At 72.8% G+C, this 19,545-nt stretch carries 20 protein-coding genes; 11 read left to right on the top strand and 9 right to left on the bottom strand.

Features of this window, described 5'->3' with window-relative positions:
• Nucleotides 1–231: 231 nt before the first annotated feature.
• Nucleotides 232–990 (top strand): ABC transporter permease, encoded by a 759-nt coding sequence (locus ACZ4QV_RS04825; protein WP_361586663.1) that lies wholly within the window; start codon nt 232–234, stop codon nt 988–990.
• Between the two features lie 240 nt (nt 991–1,230).
• Nucleotides 1,231–1,812, top strand: a complete 582-nt coding sequence (locus ACZ4QV_RS04820; protein WP_125047363.1) for a TMEM165/GDT1 family protein — start codon at nt 1,231–1,233, stop codon at nt 1,810–1,812.
• A 329-nt stretch (nt 1,813–2,141) separates the two neighbouring features.
• Here ACZ4QV_RS04820 and ACZ4QV_RS04815 read toward each other — a convergent pair whose 3' ends face one another.
• Both ACZ4QV_RS04815 and ACZ4QV_RS04810 read right to left on the bottom strand, forming a co-directional pair.
• The gene (locus tag ACZ4QV_RS04815; RefSeq protein ID WP_361143605.1) at nt 2,142–2,804 is read right to left on the bottom strand and encodes an HAD-IA family hydrolase; all 663 of its coding nucleotides are present in this window, start codon (nt 2,802–2,804) and stop codon (nt 2,142–2,144) included.
• A gap of 145 nt (nt 2,805–2,949) precedes the next feature.
• Nucleotides 2,950–4,041, bottom strand: coding sequence for a peptidoglycan-binding domain-containing protein (locus ACZ4QV_RS04810; protein ID WP_361619479.1), 1,092 nt, complete (start codon nt 4,039–4,041; stop codon nt 2,950–2,952).
• A gap of 272 nt (nt 4,042–4,313) precedes the next feature.
• Between ACZ4QV_RS04810 and ACZ4QV_RS04805 the strand changes: the two genes are divergently transcribed.
• Nucleotides 4,314–6,362 carry an MDR family MFS transporter gene (locus tag ACZ4QV_RS04805; RefSeq protein WP_361143600.1) on the top strand — a complete coding sequence of 683 codons (2,049 nt, stop codon included), beginning with the start codon at nt 4,314–4,316 and terminating at the stop codon, nt 6,360–6,362.
• A gap of 30 nt (nt 6,363–6,392) precedes the next feature.
• Here the strand turns inward: ACZ4QV_RS04805 and ACZ4QV_RS04800 are convergent, their stop codons facing one another.
• Entirely contained in the window at nt 6,393–6,935 is a 543-nt protein-coding gene (locus ACZ4QV_RS04800; protein ID WP_361879585.1) for a GNAT family N-acetyltransferase, read from the bottom strand.
• 203 nt (nt 6,936–7,138) lie between these two features.
• Between ACZ4QV_RS04800 and ACZ4QV_RS04795 the strand changes: the two genes are divergently transcribed.
• Complete coding sequence (locus ACZ4QV_RS04795) at nt 7,139–7,924, top strand: hypothetical protein (RefSeq protein WP_361143594.1); 786 nt, start codon at nt 7,139–7,141, stop codon at nt 7,922–7,924.
• Entirely contained in the window at nt 7,921–8,511 is a 591-nt protein-coding gene (locus ACZ4QV_RS04790) for a hypothetical protein (protein WP_361143591.1), read from the top strand. The genes ACZ4QV_RS04795 and ACZ4QV_RS04790 overlap by 4 nt, the downstream gene beginning before the upstream one ends.
• A gap of 30 nt (nt 8,512–8,541) precedes the next feature.
• Here the strand turns inward: ACZ4QV_RS04790 and ACZ4QV_RS04785 are convergent, their stop codons facing one another.
• Nucleotides 8,542–8,874 (bottom strand): antibiotic biosynthesis monooxygenase family protein, encoded by a 333-nt coding sequence (locus tag ACZ4QV_RS04785; RefSeq protein ID WP_361619482.1) that lies wholly within the window; start codon nt 8,872–8,874, stop codon nt 8,542–8,544.
• Between the two features lie 50 nt (nt 8,875–8,924).
• Nucleotides 8,925–9,389 (bottom strand): DUF2000 domain-containing protein, encoded by a 465-nt coding sequence (locus tag ACZ4QV_RS04780; protein WP_361143585.1) that lies wholly within the window; start codon nt 9,387–9,389, stop codon nt 8,925–8,927.
• 134 nt (nt 9,390–9,523) lie between these two features.
• On the opposite strand from ACZ4QV_RS04780, the gene ACZ4QV_RS04775 reads away from it, so the two are divergent.
• Both ACZ4QV_RS04775 and ACZ4QV_RS04770 read left to right on the top strand, forming a co-directional pair.
• Nucleotides 9,524–10,039, top strand: a complete 516-nt coding sequence (locus tag ACZ4QV_RS04775) for a nitroreductase family deazaflavin-dependent oxidoreductase (protein ID WP_361143583.1) — start codon at nt 9,524–9,526, stop codon at nt 10,037–10,039.
• 174 nt (nt 10,040–10,213) lie between these two features.
• Entirely contained in the window at nt 10,214–10,477 is a 264-nt protein-coding gene (locus ACZ4QV_RS04770) for a hypothetical protein (protein ID WP_361143581.1), read from the top strand.
• 104 nt (nt 10,478–10,581) lie between these two features.
• On the opposite strand, the gene proP is transcribed toward ACZ4QV_RS04770, so the two are convergent.
• Complete coding sequence (gene proP / locus ACZ4QV_RS04765; protein WP_361143578.1) at nt 10,582–12,159, bottom strand: glycine betaine/L-proline transporter ProP; 1,578 nt, start codon at nt 12,157–12,159, stop codon at nt 10,582–10,584.
• A 519-nt stretch (nt 12,160–12,678) separates the two neighbouring features.
• Here proP and ACZ4QV_RS04760 point away from each other — a divergent pair.
• Both ACZ4QV_RS04760 and ACZ4QV_RS04755 read left to right on the top strand, forming a co-directional pair.
• Nucleotides 12,679–13,245 carry a superoxide dismutase family protein gene (locus ACZ4QV_RS04760; protein ID WP_361619484.1) on the top strand — a complete coding sequence of 189 codons (567 nt, stop codon included), beginning with the start codon at nt 12,679–12,681 and terminating at the stop codon, nt 13,243–13,245.
• Between the two features lie 160 nt (nt 13,246–13,405).
• Nucleotides 13,406–14,407, top strand: a complete 1,002-nt coding sequence (locus ACZ4QV_RS04755; protein WP_467762578.1) for an aldo/keto reductase — start codon at nt 13,406–13,408, stop codon at nt 14,405–14,407.
• A gap of 93 nt (nt 14,408–14,500) precedes the next feature.
• Here the strand turns inward: ACZ4QV_RS04755 and ACZ4QV_RS04750 are convergent, their stop codons facing one another.
• Both ACZ4QV_RS04750 and ACZ4QV_RS04745 read right to left on the bottom strand, forming a co-directional pair.
• Nucleotides 14,501–15,595: a CU044_5270 family protein gene (locus ACZ4QV_RS04750; protein WP_467762577.1), complete on the bottom strand. Its 1,095-nt coding sequence runs from the start codon at nt 15,593–15,595 to the stop codon at nt 14,501–14,503.
• A complete protein-coding gene (locus ACZ4QV_RS04745) occupies nt 15,588–16,316 on the bottom strand; it encodes an RNA polymerase sigma factor (protein WP_361143568.1) in 729 nt (242 codons plus the stop codon). The genes ACZ4QV_RS04750 and ACZ4QV_RS04745 overlap by 8 nt, the downstream gene beginning before the upstream one ends.
• Nucleotides 16,317–16,397: 81 nt before the next feature.
• Between ACZ4QV_RS04745 and ctaD the strand changes: the two genes are divergently transcribed.
• Together ctaD and ACZ4QV_RS04735 are read left to right on the top strand one after the other, a co-directional pair.
• The gene (ctaD, locus tag ACZ4QV_RS04740) at nt 16,398–18,023 is read left to right on the top strand and encodes an aa3-type cytochrome oxidase subunit I (protein WP_361143565.1); all 1,626 of its coding nucleotides are present in this window, start codon (nt 16,398–16,400) and stop codon (nt 18,021–18,023) included.
• Entirely contained in the window at nt 18,020–18,373 is a 354-nt protein-coding gene (locus tag ACZ4QV_RS04735; protein ID WP_361143562.1) for a hypothetical protein, read from the top strand. Before ctaD ends, ACZ4QV_RS04735 begins: the two co-directional genes overlap by 4 nt.
• A 137-nt stretch (nt 18,374–18,510) precedes the next feature.
• On the opposite strand, the gene ACZ4QV_RS04730 is transcribed toward ACZ4QV_RS04735, so the two are convergent.
• The gene (locus ACZ4QV_RS04730) at nt 18,511–19,221 is read right to left on the bottom strand and encodes a hypothetical protein (protein ID WP_361143560.1); all 711 of its coding nucleotides are present in this window, start codon (nt 19,219–19,221) and stop codon (nt 18,511–18,513) included.
• Nucleotides 19,222–19,545: the final 324 nt, after the last annotated feature.

Raw genomic sequence — 19,545 nt, 5'->3', positions numbered from 1 at the left:
GAAGTCGAGGTGCGGGACGGAACTCATGGTGGCGCCGTGGGGTGACCACCGGACGGGCTCCAGGTAACAGAGTGACGACATGCCCACGTCAGTTCAAGGGGTTGACATGACGTCACCCGCCCCCGGCGGGCCGGGATGTGGCTCACGCCGGCGCGTGCGCCCCTTCCGGAGCGCCGGCCTCCGCCGTGGCGTACCCGGTGCGCACTTCCGCCGCCGCCCTACAGTGAGCCCGTGCTGCTGCCGGTCAACGCCACCCTCGGGTTCGCTCTCGCCGTCCTGCTGGCCGCCGCCGTGGCCGCCGCCGCGCTCGCCCGACTCGGCCACGCGCGGGCCGTCGCCCTCGCCGGCCTGCGCGCCGCCCTCCAGCTCGCCGCCGTCTCGTACCTCATCGGCTGGGTCGTCCGGGCCGTGCCCTGGCTGCTCTGCTTCCTCGTGCTGATGTTCACGGTCGCCGTACGGACCGCGGGCCGCCGCCTCACCCCGAACCGCACCTGGTGGTGGGCCGCGGCACCCCTCGCCGCCGGGGTCGTGCCGGTCGTCGGCGCCCTGGTGCTCACCGGCCTGGTCCCGCCGCGCGGCATCACCCTCATCCCCGTCGCGGGCATCCTCATCGGCGGCGCCCTCACCGCCACCGTCCTCGGCGGACGGCGGGCCCTGGACGAGCTGGAGACGCGGCACGGGGAGGTGGAGGCGGGGCTGGCGCTGGGCCTGCTCGACCGGGAGGCCCGGATGGAGGTCGCCCGTCCGGCCGCGTCCGACGCGCTGCTGCCGGGCCTGGACCAGACCCGCACCGTGGGACTCGTCACGCTTCCCGGGGCCTTCGTCGGCATGCTGCTCGGCGGCGCGTCACCCGTTCAGGCGGGCGCCGTGCAGATGTTCGTCCTGGTGGCGCTGCTCGCTGTCCAGACGGCGGCCGTGGCGGTGGTGCTGGAGCTGGTGGCCCGCGGGCGGCTGCACCGCGTACCCTTGGCCGCAGCAGAAGGGGAGTAGCTCTTCGCCGGACCGTCGACATACTGCCCGCCCGTCGGCCGCCACCGCCCAGGTGACAGGCCGCCCGCGGTGGGCCGGCGCCCGGAGCGTGGCAGGAGACCGGTGTCCCTGCCGCGCCAGCGAGACCTTCGGCCGCAGTGTTTGCGCAGACGCACGTGTGCGCAAGAGACGCTGCCGTGCCGAAGCGACCCCTTTTCCGGGCCCCTCGGTGCGGCCCGACCGATCGAGGTAAGACACCCCGTGTTCAGTTTCACCGTCGCCGCCGTCGTCTTCGGCGTCGTCTTCCTGGCCGAGCTGCCGGACAAGACCGCCCTCGCCGGGCTGATGCTCGGCACCCGCTACCGCGCTTCGTACGTGTTCGCCGGCGTCGCCGCGGCCTTCGCCGTGCACGTCGCGCTCGCCATCGCCGCGGGCAGCGTGCTGTCCCTGCTCCCGCACCGCCTCGTGCAGGCGGTCGTCGGCGTGCTCTTCCTCGCGGGCGCGGCCGTGCTGCTCTTCAAGAAGGACGAGGACGAGGAAGAGGTCAAGAAGCCCGCCGACCAGAGCTTCTGGAAGGTCTCCGGGGCGGGCTTCATGATGATCCTGGTCGCCGAGTTCGGCGATCTGACCCAGATCATGACCGCGAACCTCGCCGCCCGCTACGACGACCCGGTCTCGGTGGGCGTCGGCGCGGTGCTGGCCCTGTGGGCGGTGGCGGGCCTGGGCATCCTCGGCGGCCGCACGCTCATGAAGTACGTACCGCTCAAGCTGATCACGAAGGTGGCGGCGGCGGTGATGGTGCTGCTCGCGGGGTTCAGCCTGTACGAGGCGATCGTGGGCTGAGTACGGGCACGGGCGGGGGGGGGGCCCCCCCGGGGGGGGGGCCCCCCCCGGGGGGGCCCCCCGCGGGGGGGGGGGGGGGGGGGGGGCGCGGCGGCCCCCCGCCCCCCCCCCCCCCCGGCGGGCCCGCGCCGCCGGGGGGGGGGGGGGGGGGGGGGGGGGGGGGGGGGGGGGCCCCGGGGCGCCGGGGGGGGGGGGGGGGGCGGGGGGCCGGGGGGGGGGGCCCCCCGGGGGGGGGCCCCCCCCCCGCCCGGTTCAGCCCTCGATGTCAGCCTCGGTCGTCGAGGTACGGCTCAGCCGCGACCTACGGCCTCCGCCCTCGACGTACGGCCTCAGCCCTCGATGTGCAGCGCGATCGACCCGTCCGCGAGCGCCTCGACCCGGACCTGCTCCAGGTCGCGCACGTGGACGTCGGGGCCGAAGGCCGCGGCCCGCTCGCCGACGCCGACCACGCGCATCCCCGCCGCGCGCCCGGCCGCGATGCCGGCCTCGGAGTCCTCGAAGACCACGCAGTCCTCGGGCGCGTACCCCAGCTCGGCCGCGCCCTTGAGGAAACCCTCGGGGTCCGGCTTGCTGGCGCTGACCGACTCGGCGGTGATCCGTACGTCCGGCATCGGCAGCCCGGCCGCGCCCATGCGGGCGTCGGAGAGGGCGAGGTCGGCGGAGGTCACGAGGGCGTGCGGGAGCCGGGCGAGGGCGGCCATGAAGGCGGGCGCGCCGGGCACCGGGACGACGCCGTCCACGTCGGCGGTCTCCTGCTCCAGCATCCGCCGGTTGTCCTCGTGGTTGAGCTCCATCGGGCGGTCGGGGAGCAGGGCGGCCATCGTGGCCCAGCCCTGCCGGCCGTGCACCACCTTGAGCACCTCGTCCGCGTCGAGACCCTGCTCGGCGGCCCAGCGGCGCCAGCAGCGCTCGACCACGGCCTCGGAGTTCACGATCGTGCTGTCCATGTCCAGCAGCAGGGCGCGGGCTATGAGCGGGGTGGTTGCCGGCATCGGCGGGCTCCTGGGCGCTGAGGAAAGAGTCAAGCGGCTCCGCCCGCCGGTCAGGGAGTGCGGGCGGAACCACTTTGTTCCTACACGATACAAAGAGCCTCCGCGAGAGGCCAACCGCCCCCTCGGCCGACCCGCACGCCCCGGCTCACGGTTCGACCGTACGGGCCTCCAGCGACCGGCGGGTCTGCACCCCGTAGACACCGGCCGGGTCCTGCCGCAGCCCGTGGAACCGCTGGAACGCGGCGACGGCTTCGCGTACGGCGACGTCGAAACGCCCGTCCTCCGGACCCGGATACACGGCCACCTGCTCCAGCCGCCGCTGCAACTCCAGCACCTCCGGCCCGCTTGCCCCCTCCCGCAGCACCATCGGCCCGTCCGGCGGACTGCTCGGCGTACGGCTCTCCGGGGCGCTGGTGATGCTGCCGGACGCCGTGGCCGTACTCGGGGCCGACGTCGGACCGGGCGTCGGGGAAGAGGCACGGGACGGACCGGCGGACGGCTGCGCCCTGGTCACCTGCTGCGGCACCGGCGTGGGGGCCGCGGGCGGCGGCGCGGCGCGGCGCCCCGGGCCGCCTCCTCCGGGGTTGCCGTCGCCGCTGCCCGAGGGACGGGCGGCGCTGGGCATGTGCCGGTGGTTGTCGGGCAGCGCGCGGTCCTGGTCCGCATCGGACAGCAGCGCGCCGCTGAGCAGCACCGCGCCCGCGGCCAGGCCCGCCGCGGAGACCGCCATGGCGGCCAGGGCCGCCTGCTTCTTCCGGCGCCGGGAGGCGTCGGGGGTGGGGGTGCGGGCACCGGTGCGGGCTCGGGCGCCCGTACGGGCGTGGGCGTCGGGCTCGGCCCCGGCCCCGGCGCCGGTGTCGGTGTGCGGGGCGGCGCAGGCGTCGGCAGGTGAACCGGCGTGCGGTCCGGCGTGCGGATCGCGGTGCGGACCGGCGGGTGCCTCCGTCCGCCCTCCGGAGCGCAGGCCCGCGCGTGACCCGGCGCGCGCCCCCGTCCGGGACCCGGCCGGGGGCACCGTACGCGAGCCGAACCGCGGCGCGGGACGCGGTTCGGGACGCATGGCGTCCGCCGTCGTGCCCGCCGCCGTTCCGGTGACATCCGCCCCGTCCGGCAGCCGCACGTACGGGCGTACCCGCAGGGGATCGAAGTCCTCGGCGCCGGCCGCCTCGCACAGACACCTCGGCCGGCCGTCGTCACGCGTGGGTGCCGAGCAGTGCGGGCAGGACTGAGCCGTCACGAGCGTTCCCCCTCCTGAACCTCTCGATCGGTCAGTGATTATCCCGGTCTGGTCCCTTCCTGCACAGGGAGCCTTCGGGCACCGCCCGGCGGCACGCCGCTCAGCAGGCCGTATCCCACCGAAACGATCAGGATGGAGGGAAACCCGAGCCCGCCCGTGGAACCCGCCCGCACGACCGGTCCGTAAGACCGGCCCGCACGACCCGCCCGTATGACCCGTCGTCCGCCTCGTCGCACGACGGGCCCGCACGACCCGCACGAGGAGAGACGCTCATGGCGCAGGACACCGGTGCCCCGCCCGTGCCCGGCGAGGGGCAGTCCCGGCGGACGGTCCTCGTCGCGATCGGCGCGCTGCTGCTCGGGCTGCTCATCGCGGCACTCGACCAGACCATCGTCGCCACCGCGCTGCCCACCATCGTCAGCGATCTCGGCGGTCTGGACCACCTGTCCTGGGTGGTCACCGCGTACCTGCTGGCCTCGACCGCCGCGACCCCGCTGTGGGGCAAGCTCGGCGACCAGTACGGGCGCAAGCGGCTGTTCCAGACCGCCATCGTGATCTTCCTGATCGGGTCCGCGCTGTGCGGCATCGCGCAGGACATGCCGCAGCTCATCGCGTTCCGCGCCGTCCAGGGGCTGGGCGGCGGCGGTCTGATCGTGCTGTCGATGGCGATCGTCGGCGACATCGTGCCGCCCCGCGACCGCGGCCGCTACCAGGGCCTGTTCGGCGCGGTCTTCGGTGCGACGAGTGTGCTCGGGCCGCTGCTCGGCGGTCTGTTCGTGGACCACCTCAGCTGGCGCTGGGTCTTCTACATCAACCTGCCCATCGGGATCGTCGCCCTGGCCGTGATCGCCGCGGTGCTGCACATCCCCGTCCGCCGCACCCCGCACCGCATCGACTACCTCGGCACCGTCCTGATCGCCGCGGTCGCCGCCTGCTTCGTCCTGATGACCTCGCTCGGCGGCGTCAGCTACGACTGGGGCTCCTGGCAGATCATCGGCCTAGGGGTGCTCGGCCTGGTCCTGCTGGCCGTGTTCGTGGCCGTCGAGCGCCGGGCCGCCGAACCGGTCCTCCCGCTGCGCCTGTTCCGCCTGCGCTCCTTCACCCTCACCGCGGTCATCGGCTTCGTCATCGGCTTCGCGATGTTCGGCTCGATGACCTACCTGCCGACCTTCCTCCAGGTGGTGCAGGGCGTCTCGCCGACCATGTCCGGGGTGCACATGCTGCCGATGGTCATCGGCATGCTGCTGTCCTCGACCGGGTCCGGGCAGCTCGTCAGCCGTACCGGGCACTACAAGGTCTTTCCCGTGGCCGGTACCGCCGTCACGGCCGTCGGCCTGCTGCTCCTGCACCAGCTCGGCCCGGCCGACAGCACCACCGTGATGAGCCTGTACTTCTTCGTCTTCGGCTTCGGGCTCGGCCTGGTCATGCAGGTCCTCGTCCTCATCGTGCAGAACGCCGTCGACTACCAGGACCTCGGCGTCGCCACCTCGGGCGCCACCTTCTTCCGTTCGATCGGCTCCTCCTTCGGCGTCTCCGTCTTCGGCACGATCTTCGCCAACAAGCTGGGACCCCGGATCGCCGACGCCCTCGCGGGCAAACCGCTGCCGCCCGGCACCGACCCGTCCAAGATCGCGGAAGATCCGCGTACGGTGGGACAACTGCCCCCCGACGCCGCGGCCGGTGTGCTCGACGCCTACTCGACCTCCATCACCGACGTCTTCCTCTACGCGGTCCCGGTCGTCCTGATCGCCTTCGTCCTGGCCTGGTTCCTCCGTGAGGAGCCGCTGCGCCGGGGCGTCACCGCGCCCGACACCTCCGAGGTGCTCTCCTCGAACCCCGTACACCGTTCCTCGTACGACGAGGTCTGCCGCGCGCTGTCCCGGCTGGGCAGCCTGGAGGGCCGCAAGGCGGTCTACGAGCGGATCACCGAAAAGGCCGGGCTGGACCTCAGACCCGCGGCGAGCTGGATGCTGCTGCGCATCAACCGCTTCGGTTCGGTGGAGCCCGCGCTGCTCTCCGAGCGCAGCATCGTGCCGTTCCGGGTGATCGCCGAGGCCACCCGGCAGATCGAGGAGCGCGGCCTGGCCGTACGGGAAGGGCTGCCGCTGGTCCTCACCGACAAGGGCCGCGCGATCGCCGAACGGCTGGCCGCCGCGCGCCGCGAGTCGCTGGCCGAACTGCTCGGGGACTGGTGGACCGAGGACCGGCCGACCGACCTCACGGAACTGGTCGACGAACTGACGACGGAACTGTGCGGCTCGGACGCGGAGAGCCCGCGCAAGGACGACACCCGCAGACGCCGGCCGCCGGCGGGGCACTGAGCAGAGCCCCGCCCCGGAGGCGCGCCGGCCTCAGCGGGCCGCGGTCACCCCCGCCACCGCCTTCTCGAAGAACAGTTCCGCATACCGGTCCTCCTTGTACGCGGGGATCTCCCCGTACCCGTACGCCCGGTACAACGCGACGGCCTCGGTGAGGTCCCGCCGGGTGTCCAACCGGAGCCGTTCGGCTCCCAGTTCCGCCGCCCGGCGCTCGACTGCGCGCATCAGCACGCCCGCCGCGCCCCGTCCGCGCCAGGGTTCGCGGACGAACACCCGCTTCAGTTCCGCCGTACGCCCGCCGTCGATGAGCAGCAGCCCGGCGCATCCGGCGGCTTCGCCGGCCTGTCGGGCGACGAACAACGCGCCGCCCGGTGCCGTCAGTTGACCGGGCGGATACTCCGCCACGCCCTCGTCGATCTCCTCGGGCGTGATCCGGGGCCACCCGTGCAGGGTGTGGTAGCGCTGCGCGACCTCGGTGTAGTACTCGCGGAACAAGGCGGTGGCGGCGGGCGAGTCGTCGGGCTCGACCGAGAGGTGCCAGGTCTCGGGCGGGCGCCTGGTGGCGGCGTCAGTCATGGCGGCATTGTGCCCGTACGGGCGGGAGCGCCGCCTCCGGATATCGCGCGGCGCCCCGCCGTGCCGGGACGTGGCGCCCGTCGGGCCGGGCCGCCACACCCTGCCGGGCCGGACCGTCACACTCCGCCGTGCCGGGCCGTGGCGCCCCAAGGGTCCGTCGGCAGGCGGGGTTTGGTGTCCGGCGGCGTGGCTACCCGATCCGTATGTCCATCACCTTGATCATCGTCCCTGTGGTGGCGCTCCTGGTGATCGCCGCTCTCGTCCTCATGGCACGCGCCAAGGTCGCCCGCAGTGGCAGCAGAGGTCTGCGGCGCCGCTTCGGCCCGGAGTACGAACGGGCCGTCGCCGTGCACGACGGCGACACCGCGGCCGCCGAACGCGAACTGAACCAGCGGCTGGACCGCCACGGCGCGTTCCGTCCGCTGCCGCTGACCGCCGAACTGCGCCTCCAGTACGAGGAGCGGTGGGAGGCCGTACAGCGGCAGTTCGTCGACGAGCCCGAACAGGCCGTCGTCGAGGCCGACCTGCTGATCGGCCGGCTCGCCCGCGAGCGCGGCTACCCCGCGGACACCTACGACGAGCAGACCGACGCGCTCTCCGTCCACCACGCGCAGGGCGTCCACGACTACCGCAAGGCCCACGAGACCGCCGTACGCGCCCGGAACAACCGGCCCGAGAACGCCGCCGGGACCGAGGAACTGCGCGCCGCCGTGGTGCACGCGCGCGCCCTGTTCACCGAACTCCTCGAAGCCGGCACGGGCCGCTCCACCTCGCACGGCCACCGTGACCACGGCCACCGTGACCACGGCCGCGGCGGCACGGCGCACGGCCGCACCGACCCGGCCCGCGACGGTCACGACCCGTCGGCCGGCCGGTCCGGCACCCGGAACCACAAGCCCACCACCCGGCGGCTCGGTGACCGGCTGCGTTCCCCCTGGACGCACGGCCGCGGCCACGGGCACGACACTGCGGAAGGCGGTGCGCGATGAGCACCTACGACGAGCGCGGTACCGGTCCCGTCGAGACGCCCGAGGAGCGCGCGGCGAGCGAAGGCATGCCGCCGCCGGAGCGCGGAGCCGCCGCGTACGAGGGTGACCGCAGCGCGCAGCAGCCGGCCGCGCCGCCGCCCACCGCCACGTCGGGCGCCACCGGGTCCGGACCGGGCGTGTACGCCGGCCTGCCCGGAACCGAGACCGACTACCCGGCGGGAACGCCCGGCGGCCCCGGCACGGCAGGCGACCCAGGAACCCCCGCCTCGTCCACCCCCGGCTCCTCCACGCACGGCGAGGGCTTCGGCCGGACGGGCTCCGCCGAACCCCTGCTCCCCTCCGACGCCCGGGAGAAGCTGCGGCAGCGGCTCGACCACGCCGTCAACGGCTTCGTCGACCGTCCCCGCGAGGCCGTGCAGGAAGCCGACGGCATCTACGAAGAGCTGGCCGCCCTCCTGCCGGAGGCCCTGGCCGCCCGCCGCCGCGCCCTGCACTCGTCCTGGGAGCAGGGCAACGCCGACACCGAACAGCTCCGCGTCGCCCTGCGCCACTACCGGGAAACCGCCCAGCGTCTGCTCGACTTCTGAGCCGCCCCGGAAGCCCCGGAACCCGGCCGCTCAGCCCTGTTCCTTCGGCCCGGCCTGCTGCACCACCTCGAACGACCAGAGCGTGGACCCGGAAGCGGCGGGCTTGGGCCGCTCGCCGCCTCCCGCGCCGCCGCCCTGGTGCGCGGCCTTCATCGGGCCCTCCATCCATGCCTGGAACGACTCCTCGTCACGCCACCGCGTGTAGACGAGGTACTGGTCGGTGCCCTCGACCGGGCGCAGCAGCTCGAACCACTCGAAGCCGTCCGAGGACTCCACGGAACCGGCCCGCGCGCCGAAGCGCTTCTCCAGAACCTCCCGCTGTTCGTCGGGAACGGTCAGCACATTGATCTTCACGATGCTCATACCGAACATCGTGCCCCATACCGTCCGGCGGGCGGAGGCCAGGGCGGGGATCAGCCGTGCAGCTTCAGGCCCTTGACCACCTTGTCGACCAGCTTGCGGGGACCGTGGACCGCCACGCCGACCAGGTCGAGGTCGTCGGCGGCGACGGCGCGTACGACCGCGCGGTTGTCGTCGTCGTTGCCGGTGGTGAACATCTCCGCGGTGTACAGCGCGGTGGGCAGTTCCCGGGAGACGGCGCGGGCACGGGTACGGGCCAGGCCGGCGGAGTCGGCGGCGAAGCACAGGACCGGTTCGCGGAGCAGCGCCAGGTAGTCGTTGGCCGAGGCGTCCTCGTAGCGCTTGCCCATGATGTCGTCGGCGGCATGCGCCACGCCGCTCGCCAGGAAGGCCGTCACATTCAGTTTCTGCCAGGTGGCGAGGTCTTCGCGGACCACGAGGGCGATCTTCGTGGGGAAGCGTTCGGCGGTCTCGGCAGGTGTTCCGGCGGGCGTTCCGGCCGTCAGGTCTGTGCTCATGCGGTGAGTCTCGTCCGGACGCGGAGCGCCGTATTGAACGCTGGTGCGCCCCGGGGCGGAGCGGCCCGCCCGAGTGCCGCAGCTCGGCCGGTTGCGCCACTTCCGTTGTCGGTGGGCGGGGTTAGCGTCGGAGTATGTCGAACTCAGAAGCGGGACAGGAGCCGCCGCGGGCGGCGCGGCGGGTCGGCAGACCGGCGCGGCCGACGGGCTGGAAGCGGCTTGCCCTACGCGCTCCGATCCACCTCTACCGGCTCGGTCTAGGCGGTCTCTTCGGCAAGCGGCTGCTGCTTCTGGAGCACCTCGGCCGTACGTCGGGCAAGACCCGGCGCGTCGTCCTGGAGGTGGTGTCGTACGACCGGCAGGCCCGTACGTGGACGCTGGCTTCCGGCTTCGGTCCGGGCGCGCAGTGGTACCGCAACCTCCAGGCGCAGCCCAGGGCCACCATCCAGGTGGGGCGCAGGCGGTGTGCCGTCATCGCGCATTTCCTCCCCGCCGACGAGGGCGGCCGGATCATGGCGCGGTACGCGCCGAAGCATCCGAAGGCGGCCCGCCAGTTGACGGCGTACATGGGGTTCGAGGTCGACGGCACGGCGGAGGGCTACCGGCAGGCGGGGGAGAACATACCGTTCGTACGGCTCGTGGAGCAGTGACCCGGAGGGGTTCAACGGGGCGGCGGCGCGGCGGTGACGGTCGCGTCCGCTGTTGGGGTTGCAGCCGCCGGGACGCCGGAGTGTGGCCGGGCCGGGACGGCGGTTTCCCGCCAGCATGGCGGCCGGGGCGCGCGAGGGCGCGGCCCGGTGACGAAAGGGAACCTCTTGTACTCCATGCGGAAGTTCACCCGTGCCGCGGTGGTGTCGGTGTCCGCGGTCGGCGCCGTCCTGGCCGCCGTTCCCGCCGCGTCGGCCTGCCCCGCGCACGGCCGTGCGGCGGGCGGTGACAGCTGCCGCTTCGCCTACACCAGCTTCTTCCCCTCGCCGTCCGGCGCGACCACGGGGGACGGGCTGTACGCGCACGGCCGGAAGGACCCGACGGGGCGCATCTGCGACAACGGCGGGTGGGTGGGCCCGAACCGCCCGAGCGACACCTGAGGTACGGCCCCGTACACGGGAAAACGCCTGTGCGCGAGGACGCTCTCGTCCTCGCGCACAGGCGTTTCAGATGTACGGGGCAGGGGCTCGCGCCACCGGCCGTATCAGGCAGGCGACTCCGCTGTCACCCGTCGCTTGCCCGAAGCGGCCTTGGAACCCGGACCTGAGCCCGTGCCGACGGCCCGGCGCAGCGCGCGCGCCTCCGACTCCGTCTCGACCGCGGGCGGCGAACCCGGCAGCGGCTTGCCCGCGCTCTCCGACATCAGCAGGACCGCGATCCCGCCGACCACGGCGGCGGCCATCATGTAGAACGCCGGCATCATGTTGTTGCCCGTGGCGCCGATCAGCGCGGTCACCACCAGCGGAGTCGTACCGCCGAAGATGGAGACCGAGACGTTGAAGCCGATGGACAGCGAGCCGTAGCGCACCTTCGTCGGGAACAGCGCGGGCAGCGTGGACGGCATGGTCGACGTGAAGCACACCAGCAGCAGGCCGAGGACGGCCATGCCCAGCGCGATGCCGGCCAGCGAACCCTGCCGGATCAGCAGCAGCGACGGCACGGACAGCACCAGGAAGCCGACACAGCCGGTCGCGATGACCGGACGGCGGCCGAAGCGGTCGGTGAGCCGGCCCGCGAAGGGCTGCACGCACATCATCACGACCATGACCGCCAGCACGACCAGCAGTCCGTGCGTCTCGTCGTACTTCAGCTCCGAGGTCAGGTAGCTGGGCATGTACGACAGCAGCATGTAGTCGGTGACGTTGAAGACCAGGACCAGGCCGACGCAGAGCAGCATCGGGCGCCACTGGCCGAAGATCATCTCGCGCAGGCCGATCCTCTTCTCGGCCTCCCGGCGCTCCTTCTCCTTGGACCGCGCCTCCTTCTCCAACTGCGCGAAGGCGGGGGTCTCCTCCAGCCGCATCCGCAGGTAGAGGCCGATGATGCCCATCGGGCCCGCGACCAGGAACGGGATGCGCCAGCCCCAGGAGAGCAGGGCGTCGTGGTCGTGGCGGAAGAGGTAGGTCAGCAGCGTGACCAGGCCGGCGCCGCCGACGTAACCGGCGAGGGTGCCGAACTCCAGCCAGCTGCCCATGAAGCCGCGCTTCTTGTCGGGCGCGTACTCGGCGATGAAGGTGGAGGCGCCGCCGTACTCGCCGCCGGTCGAGAAGCCCTGGATCAGCCGGGCGACCAGCAGGAGGATCGGTGCCCCGACGCCGATGGAGGCGTACGAGGGGATCAGGCCGATCGCGAAGGTGCCCGCCGACATCATGATCATGGTGATGGCGAGGATCTTCTGGCGGCCGATACGGTCGCCGAGCGGCCCGAAGACCATGCCGCCGATGGGGCGGACGAGGAAGGCCGCGGCGAAGGTGCCGAACGTCGACAGCAACTGCGCGGTCGGGTTGCCGGACGGGAAGAAGACCTGTCCGAGCGTGACCGCGATGTAGCTGTAGACGCCGAAGTCGAACCACTCCATCGCGTTGCCGACGGCGGCTGCCGAGACGGCCCGCTTGACCATGGACGGATCGACGACGGTGACGTCGCCGCTGCCCTGCCCCCGCTTCTCCGGTTTCTCCGGCTCTGCCGGATCGGGTACGGGACCACCGGTACGGGTCCGCGGTGCGACGGGTGACTGCGTCGGCACGTGCTCGCTCGCCTGCGCTCTCTGGGACGACTGCATGGAACACCCGCACTGGCGGGTCCGGCCCGCCATGGCGTGACGGGGCAAAGGTCGACCATAGGGGCAGAGCGCCTCATCACGGACAGTGCACGGTTGACCGCGCAACAGCGTGCAACCCTGCTCCTGGCAGGGGAAGCGGCGTCCCGAGGGTCTTTATCCGGCCTTTATGGATGTGATCCATCTCGCGGCGATCGCCGCAACCGAAATGCCCTCTCTTGCGCCACATGCGCAACGCACGGACCTGACCCTGCCCACTCCTGACCGATGTATGCAGGCAGCGCGGAAGAAACTTCGAGAGGGCCTTCCAGATGCTGTCGAAGCCGGTTCCGGACGCGCATCCGCCCGGCCCCGGGCTCCTGCCCGGGCCCGCGTCCACGCCCCCGCTTCCAGGGCTGTCACGCGCGCTCCCCGTGTGCCCCGCGCGCCCTTCCCCAACCCCGCGTACATAACTTTTCCGTGCGCCCCGCCTGGCCGGATACCCGGTTCCGGTCGGCGCGCCGGGACGCGAGGGTGCGTCGCATGTCTATCGCTACGGCAGTGCTGACCGCATCACTGGCGATGGCGCCCGCCACCGCGCCGTCCATGGGAGTGCAGAGCACCAGCGTGACCGTCCGTGCCCACTTCACCGCGTCGCCGACGGGTGAGGCCGTCACCCACGATCCGGCCCTGGTGCCCGAGGGCAGCCGGGTCACGGTCGTGGAGAAGCGCTACGGGTCCGGCAAGGACGCCCGTACGGTCGTCGGTCTGCGGCTGGCGGGTCTGGTTCCGGACCGTACGTACGGTGCTCATGTCCACACCAAGCCGTGCGGGCCCGTACCGGCCGACTCCGGCCCGCACTACCAGAACGTGCCCGACCCGGTGCAGCCCTCCACCGACCCCGCCTACGCCAACCCGCGCAACGAGGTGTGGCTCGACCTGAAGACGGACGCGGACGGCGACGGTGCCTCGGTCGCCAGGGTCACCTGGCACGTCCGCCAAGGACAGGCCCGCTCGGTGGTCGTCCACGAGCACAGGACGCACACCGAACCGGGCCACGCGGGGACCGCGGGCGCCCGCCTGGCCTGCGTCAACGTTCCCCTGGCCTGACGTCCTCGGGCGCCCGGCGCGGGATGCCGGGCACCCCACGCGAGCGGCGCGGCAGCGTTTCGCTGCCGCGCCGCGGGATCGTCGCGCCCATCAAGCATCAGCCATCCGGCCGTACCCTGCCACTCGGCGGAGCAGGCCCGGCGAGTGATGGAGGAACGCCATGAGGTATCGACGGCTCGGTGGGCCGGGCGGGGCCGCGGTGTCGGCCGTGGGGCTCGGGTGCATGGGAATGTCCGTCGCGTACGGGCCCGCCGATCCGGCGGAAGCGCGACGGGCGCTCGACCGGGCCGCTGGCCTGGGGGTGACGTTCCTCGACACGGCCGACGCGTACGGGCGCGGGGCGAACGAGGAGTTCGTCGGCGACTGGCTGCGCGGCCGGAGCGCGCGGGAGGACGTCGTCCTCGCGACGAAGTTCGGGCTGCGGCACGACCCGGCGACCGGGCGGGTCGACACGGTGGACACCTCGCCCGCGTACGTGCCGGTCGCCTGCGACGCGTCGCTGCGCCGGCTCGGCGTCGAGTACCTCGACCTCTACTACGCGCACCGCCGCGACCCCGCCGTACCGGTCGAGGAGACCGTCGGCGCGATGGCGGAGCTGGTCGCGGCGGGCAAGGTGCGTCACCTGGGCCTCTCGGAGGTCAGCCCGCAGACGCTGCGCAGGGCGCACGCCGTGCACCCCGTCAGCGCGGTCCAGGTCGAGTACTCGCTGTTCACCCGGGACGTGGTCGAGGGCGAGTTGCTCGCCACCTGCCGCGAGCTGGGCGTGACCGTGGTGGCGTACTCGCCCCTCGGGCGCGGGATGCTCGCGGGGGTGCTCGCCTCGCGCGAGGAGCTGGGCGAGGACGACAACCGGCGTCGCTGGCCGCGTTTTTCCGCCGAGAACATCGAGCGCAACCTGGCGCTCGTCCGCGCGGTGCGCCGCGTGGCCGACGAGCTGGGGGTGCCGCCGGCGCGCGCGGCGCTCGCCTGGCTGCTGGCGCAGGGCGAGGACATCGTGCCGATTCCCGGGACGAAACGGGCGCGTTACGTCGCCGAGAACGCCGCCGCGGCGGATCTGACGCTCACCGGGGAGCAGGTCGCGCGGCTGCGCGCGGCGGTGCCCGCCGATGCCGTGGCGGGCGCGCGCTACCCGCGGCAGGCCCTGGAACGGGTCGGCCACTGAACGGTCGGCGCGGGGCCGCCGGAGGGACATCAGCCACTGAGCGGACGGACGCGGGGCCGCCGGAAGGGCGTCAGCCGGCGGCCCGCCTTCACCTCATGGCATCCATGCCTCGTACGACAGCACGTCACCCGCCTTGATCTTGAAGTCGGGGACGTCCTTCGTCAACGTCGTCTCCATGCCGAGGAGCCGGCCGGTCTCCGGGTGGAGGATGACCAGTTGCAGGGTGCCGTCCATGGACCCGCCCGACGCGTCCGTGCCGTGGTACGCGTACGCCTGGCCGCGCCGCCCGAGACGGTCGATGACCTGGCCGGCCGGGCGGAGGTCCTTCGTCCGGGAGAGCATCCGGACCAGCGCCGCCGACTCGCGCGGACCCGGGGTCCACTCCTGGAGGAAGGAGGAGAGGGCCATCAGGAGCGGCTGCGTCTCGGTGCCGGCGCCGCTGTAGAAGGTGGACAGGTAGGAGCGCAGCTCGTCCGGGTCGGCGGGCGGCCGGGCGGGCAGGGTGCCGTCACCGGTGGCCGGGTCGTCCAGCCGGGTGCCCGGCGGATACGTCCTGCGGTGCAGGACCTTGCCGTCGTTGACGGTGCGCCACTCGCCGTCCGCATCGTTGATCACCGGGCGGCCGGGGTGCCGGGGGTCGGTGGCGACGACGAGTTCGGAGCCGCTGCCGTCCGGGTTCCAGCGGGTGATGCGCTCCTCCGGGATCGTGACCGGCGGCTGCGCGTCGGGGCCCGTCTCCATGCTCAGGTACCAGCTCTGGAGGTGGCTGCCCCGGTGCGGCTTGGGCGCGTCGTGCAGGGCACGGGCGTACGCCTCCGCCCGGCGCGCGACCTCGTCCAGCGGTAGCGCCGGGGCGTCGGGCTGCACGACGAGCGCGGTGGGGGAGGCCGCCGCCGGTGCCGTACCGACGCCGGAGAAGGTGAGGGTGAGGGCTGCGATCGCGGCGGCCGAGGCGGCGGTGGCGCCGATGAGCAGACGGCGGGTACGGCGCGGCCGGGCGGCGCGGGGGCGGCGGGTGGGGCGGGAGGCGCGCTCGGGGGCATGCGCCGGCGGGGAAGACGGCGCGTCGGCGCTCGTCAGCGCGGCCAGCCGGTGTTCGGCGCGCGCGGTGAGCGGGCGGTCGCGCCAGGGTCCCTCGTCGGACCGTACGGGATCGGCCTGCCGCAGCAGCTCCAGTTCGTCAGTCAAGGCTGCGGCCTCCGGCTCGGGTCGGCACCGCGGATGCGGGCAGGGGGGGACGGGCGGGGGTACGGCGTGCGGGTGTGCGGTGCGCGCGGGGGCGCGGCGGGGGCGTGACGGGGCCCGGGTCGGGGCCCGGCTCCGGCGCTCCCTTGGGCCGGAGGCGGTCTATCTGCGTACGGAGCCGGTTGCGCGCCCGGTGCAGTCGCATGGCCGCGGCGCTCTGGCTGCAGTCGAGGGTGACGGACAGTTCCTGGAGCGTCAGTTCCTCCCAGGCCGTCAGGCGCAGCACTTCCTGGTCGGCGGGGGAGAGGCGCTCCAGCGCCTCGTGCACCCAGGACCCCGGCCGTTCCGTATCGGGGCTGTCCACGGTCTGGCGGCGGTGCGCGGCCTCGTGATTGCCGAGACGGTGCAGCAGGCGCCGGTAGCGGCCGAAGCCGCGCACCGTGTTGGAGAGGCAGTTACGGGCCACGCCGTACAGCCAGGGCAGCGGGGACGGCGGCAGCTCGGTGCGCCGCCGCCAGGCTATGGAGAAGACCTCCGCCACCACCTCCTCGACGTCGTCCTCCTGCCCGCTGTCCAGCCGGCGGGCGACGAAGCGGCTGACCGCCCAGTAATGCGCGCGGTAGGCGGCGGCGAAGGCTTCGTCGACGTCCTGGCCGAGGTCCGTGCCGGGGCCCGCGCCGAAGTCCTCGTCCGGGCCGTCCCCGGCGGCTGCGTCCTTGCTCATGATCTGTTGGTGTCCGGCACGCCTGCGATCTTCACACCCTGCCGCGGTGAAGTTTTTGGCGGCCCCGGACACCTACGGTGCATGAAGTCCCCCGTGAAGTGGTTGACGACCACCGACCACAAGACCATCGGCACGCTGTACCTGATCACCTCGTTCGCGTTCTTCTGCGTCGGCGGCCTGCTGGCCCTGCTGATGCGCGCCGAGCTGGCCAGGCCGGGCCACCAGATCCTGTCGAACGAGCAGTTCAACCAGGCGTTCACGATGCACGGCACGATCATGCTGCTGATGTTCGCGACGCCGCTGTTCTCCGGTTTCGCGAACTGGATCATGCCGCTGCAGATCGGCGCCCCCGACGTCGCCTTCCCCCGGCTGAACATGTTCGCGTACTGGCTGTACCTCTTCGGCTCACTGATCGCGGTGGGCGGATTCCTCACGCCGCAGGGCGCCGCCGACTTCGGCTGGTTCGCCTATGCGCCGCTCTCCGACTCCGTGCATTCCCCGGGCATCGGCGGCGACATGTGGATCATGGGTCTGGCCTTCTCCGGTTTCGGGACGATCCTGGGCGCGGTCAATTTCATCACCACCATCATCTGCATGCGCGCGCCCGGCATGACGATGTTCCGCATGCCCATCTTCACGTGGAACGTGCTGCTGACCGGTGTACTGGTCCTGCTCGCCTTTCCCGTGCTGGCCGCGGCCCTCTTCGCGCTGGAGGCGGACCGCAAATTCGGCGCGCACATCTTCGACGCGGCCAACGGCGGCGCGCTGCTGTGGCAGCACCTCTTCTGGTTCTTCGGCCACCCCGAGGTCTACATCATCGCGCTGCCGTTCTTCGGCATCATCTCCGAGGTCATTCCGGTCTTCTCCCGGAAGCCGATGTTCGGTTACGTCGGTCTGATCGCGGCGACGATTTCGATCGCGGGCCTTTCGGTCACCGTCTGGGCGCACCACATGTACGCGACGGGCGGCGTGCTGCTGCCGTTCTTCTCCTTCATGACGTTCCTCATCGCGGTACCGACCGGCGTGAAGTTCTTCAACTGGATCGGCACGATGTGGCAGGGCTCGCTGTCCTTCGAGACACCGATGCTGTGGGCGGTCGGCTTCCTGATCACCTTCACCTTCGGCGGGCTGACCGGCGTCATCCTGGCGTCGCCGCCGATGGACTTCCACGTGACGGACTCGTATTTCGTGGTCGCCCACTTCCACTACGTCATCTTCGGCACGGTCGTCTTCGCGATGTTCGCCGGCTTCCACTTCTGGTGGCCGAAGTTCACCGGCAAGATGCTCGACGAGCGGCTCGGGAAAATCACGTTCTGGACGCTGTTCATCGGCTTCCACGGCACCTTCCTCGTCCAGCACTGGCTGGGCGCCGAAGGCATGCTGCGCCGCATTCCCGACTATCTGGCCGCCGACGGCTTCACCACGCTCAACACCGTCTCGACGATCGCCTCGTTCCTGCTCGGCCTGTCGCTGCTGCCGTTCCTCTACAACGTCTGGAAGACCGCGAAGTACGGGGAAAGGGTCACGGACGACGACCCGTGGGGCTGGGGACGCTCGCTGGAGTGGGCGACCTCCTGCCCGCCGCCGCGGCACAACTTCACCTCCCTGCCGCGTATCCGGTCCGAATCCCCGGCATTCGACCTGCACCACCCCGAAGTCGGTGCGCCCGGACTGGACCGTGCGAAGGAACGCGAGGTGCTGGTATGAGCGGAGGCACGCCGGTGAGCACGGCCGAGGCCATCAACGAGATCGAGGGATATCTGCTCTGGGAGGCGGAGAAGGACCGTGCGCGCACCCGTGCCCGCGACTTCAGCGACCGGCTGCCGTGGCTGACCCGCGCGCAGCGGGAGGAGGTCGAGCGGCAGTACCAGGCGGACCAACTGGAGTTCTCCCGCGCCTATCTGCGGCGGATCGCCGCACGCAGCGGCGAACTCCGCGCCGAGTACGAGGGCGTGTACCGGGTGCTGCGACGCCGCCTGGTGACGGGCCTGCTCGCCGTGGCGGGGGCGCTCGTGATCGGCGCGGTGGCGGTTGCCGTCGCCCTCACCGGCGGGTGAGGGCGACGGACTGACGACGGCCGGGGGCGTCCGCGGCTGAGGGGGCGGCCGGCGGACGCCTCCCGGCCGTCAGCCGGAGCCGGCCGTCAGGCGGGACCGCCTGTCAGCCGGGTCCGCCTGTCAGCAGGGACCGCCCGTCAGCCGGTGACCGTGATCTGCGACGCCGGGTCGGTGGTGTCGGCCACCTTGTACGTGGCGTTGAAGGTCGACGTCGTGGCGCTGGTCGGGCAGCCGAAGCCGCCGACGACCTTCACCGGCACCGAGGCGTTGGTGAAGGTCAGGGTGGACGGCGCGCCGTTCGCCCAGGTACCGCTCACGGTCGCCGCGCCGGTGGGAGCGGCCGTCACCGTACAACTGGCCAGGCCGCTGGTCCTGAGGACGAAACCGCCGGTCGGGATGGTCAGCCCGGCGGTGCTCGGCGCGCCGTTCTGCATGGTGACGCCCCAGGCGCCGGACGTCTGGATGGTGGCGCTGACGCCCGGCATGCTGGTGGTGCACGAGGTGTAGCTGGGCGCCGAGATGCCGTTGCTGACCGGGCCGGAGGCGTTGGCATTGTCCGGGGCCTGCGGGACCTGGCCGGTGGCGTTGGAGACGGTGCAGGTCACCGTCACCGAACCGGCCTTGAAGGTGGCCTTGCCGCTGAGGGTGGCGGCGTAGGAGTGACCGGCCGGGGTGACGGTGGTCGGGCCGGCGGCGACCGGCGCCCCGGTGGGCTGGGCGGTGGCCGAGCCGGTCAGGGCCAGGGAGAGGGACGCGGTCGCGAGGATGCCCGTACCGGCGGCGAGCAGGGCGCGCGGCCGCCGTGCGACGGAGTGGTGTGCGCGAGAGCGTGCGGGTCTGTGCGTCATCGCGGTTCTCCTTCTGCGAGCGGTGTTGGTGGGGCGACGCAGGTGCCTGCGAACACCTGCGGGTCTGGGGGGTGTGCGAGCCCGCCGTACGCGGAGGACGGAGCCCGGCGGGCCGCCCGTGGCGGACACCGTCGTACGGGTACGGAGGTGCTGTCTTACGGGCGAGGGCGTCGCCGTGCGGGTACGGAGGCGCCGCTCCACGGGCACGAGGCGTCGCCGTACGGGCACGGAAGCGCCGCCCCGCGGGGGCGAGGTCGCCGCCGTACCCGCACGAGGGCGTGCACCGTACGGGTACGAGGGCGTCGCCGTACGCGTACGACGCGG

The sequence above is a fragment of the Streptomyces sp. NPDC026394 genome, assembly GCF_055567735.1.
The sequence above is the reverse complement of the archived record's forward strand: the minus strand, read 5'-3'. Positions and strand labels throughout refer to the sequence as shown.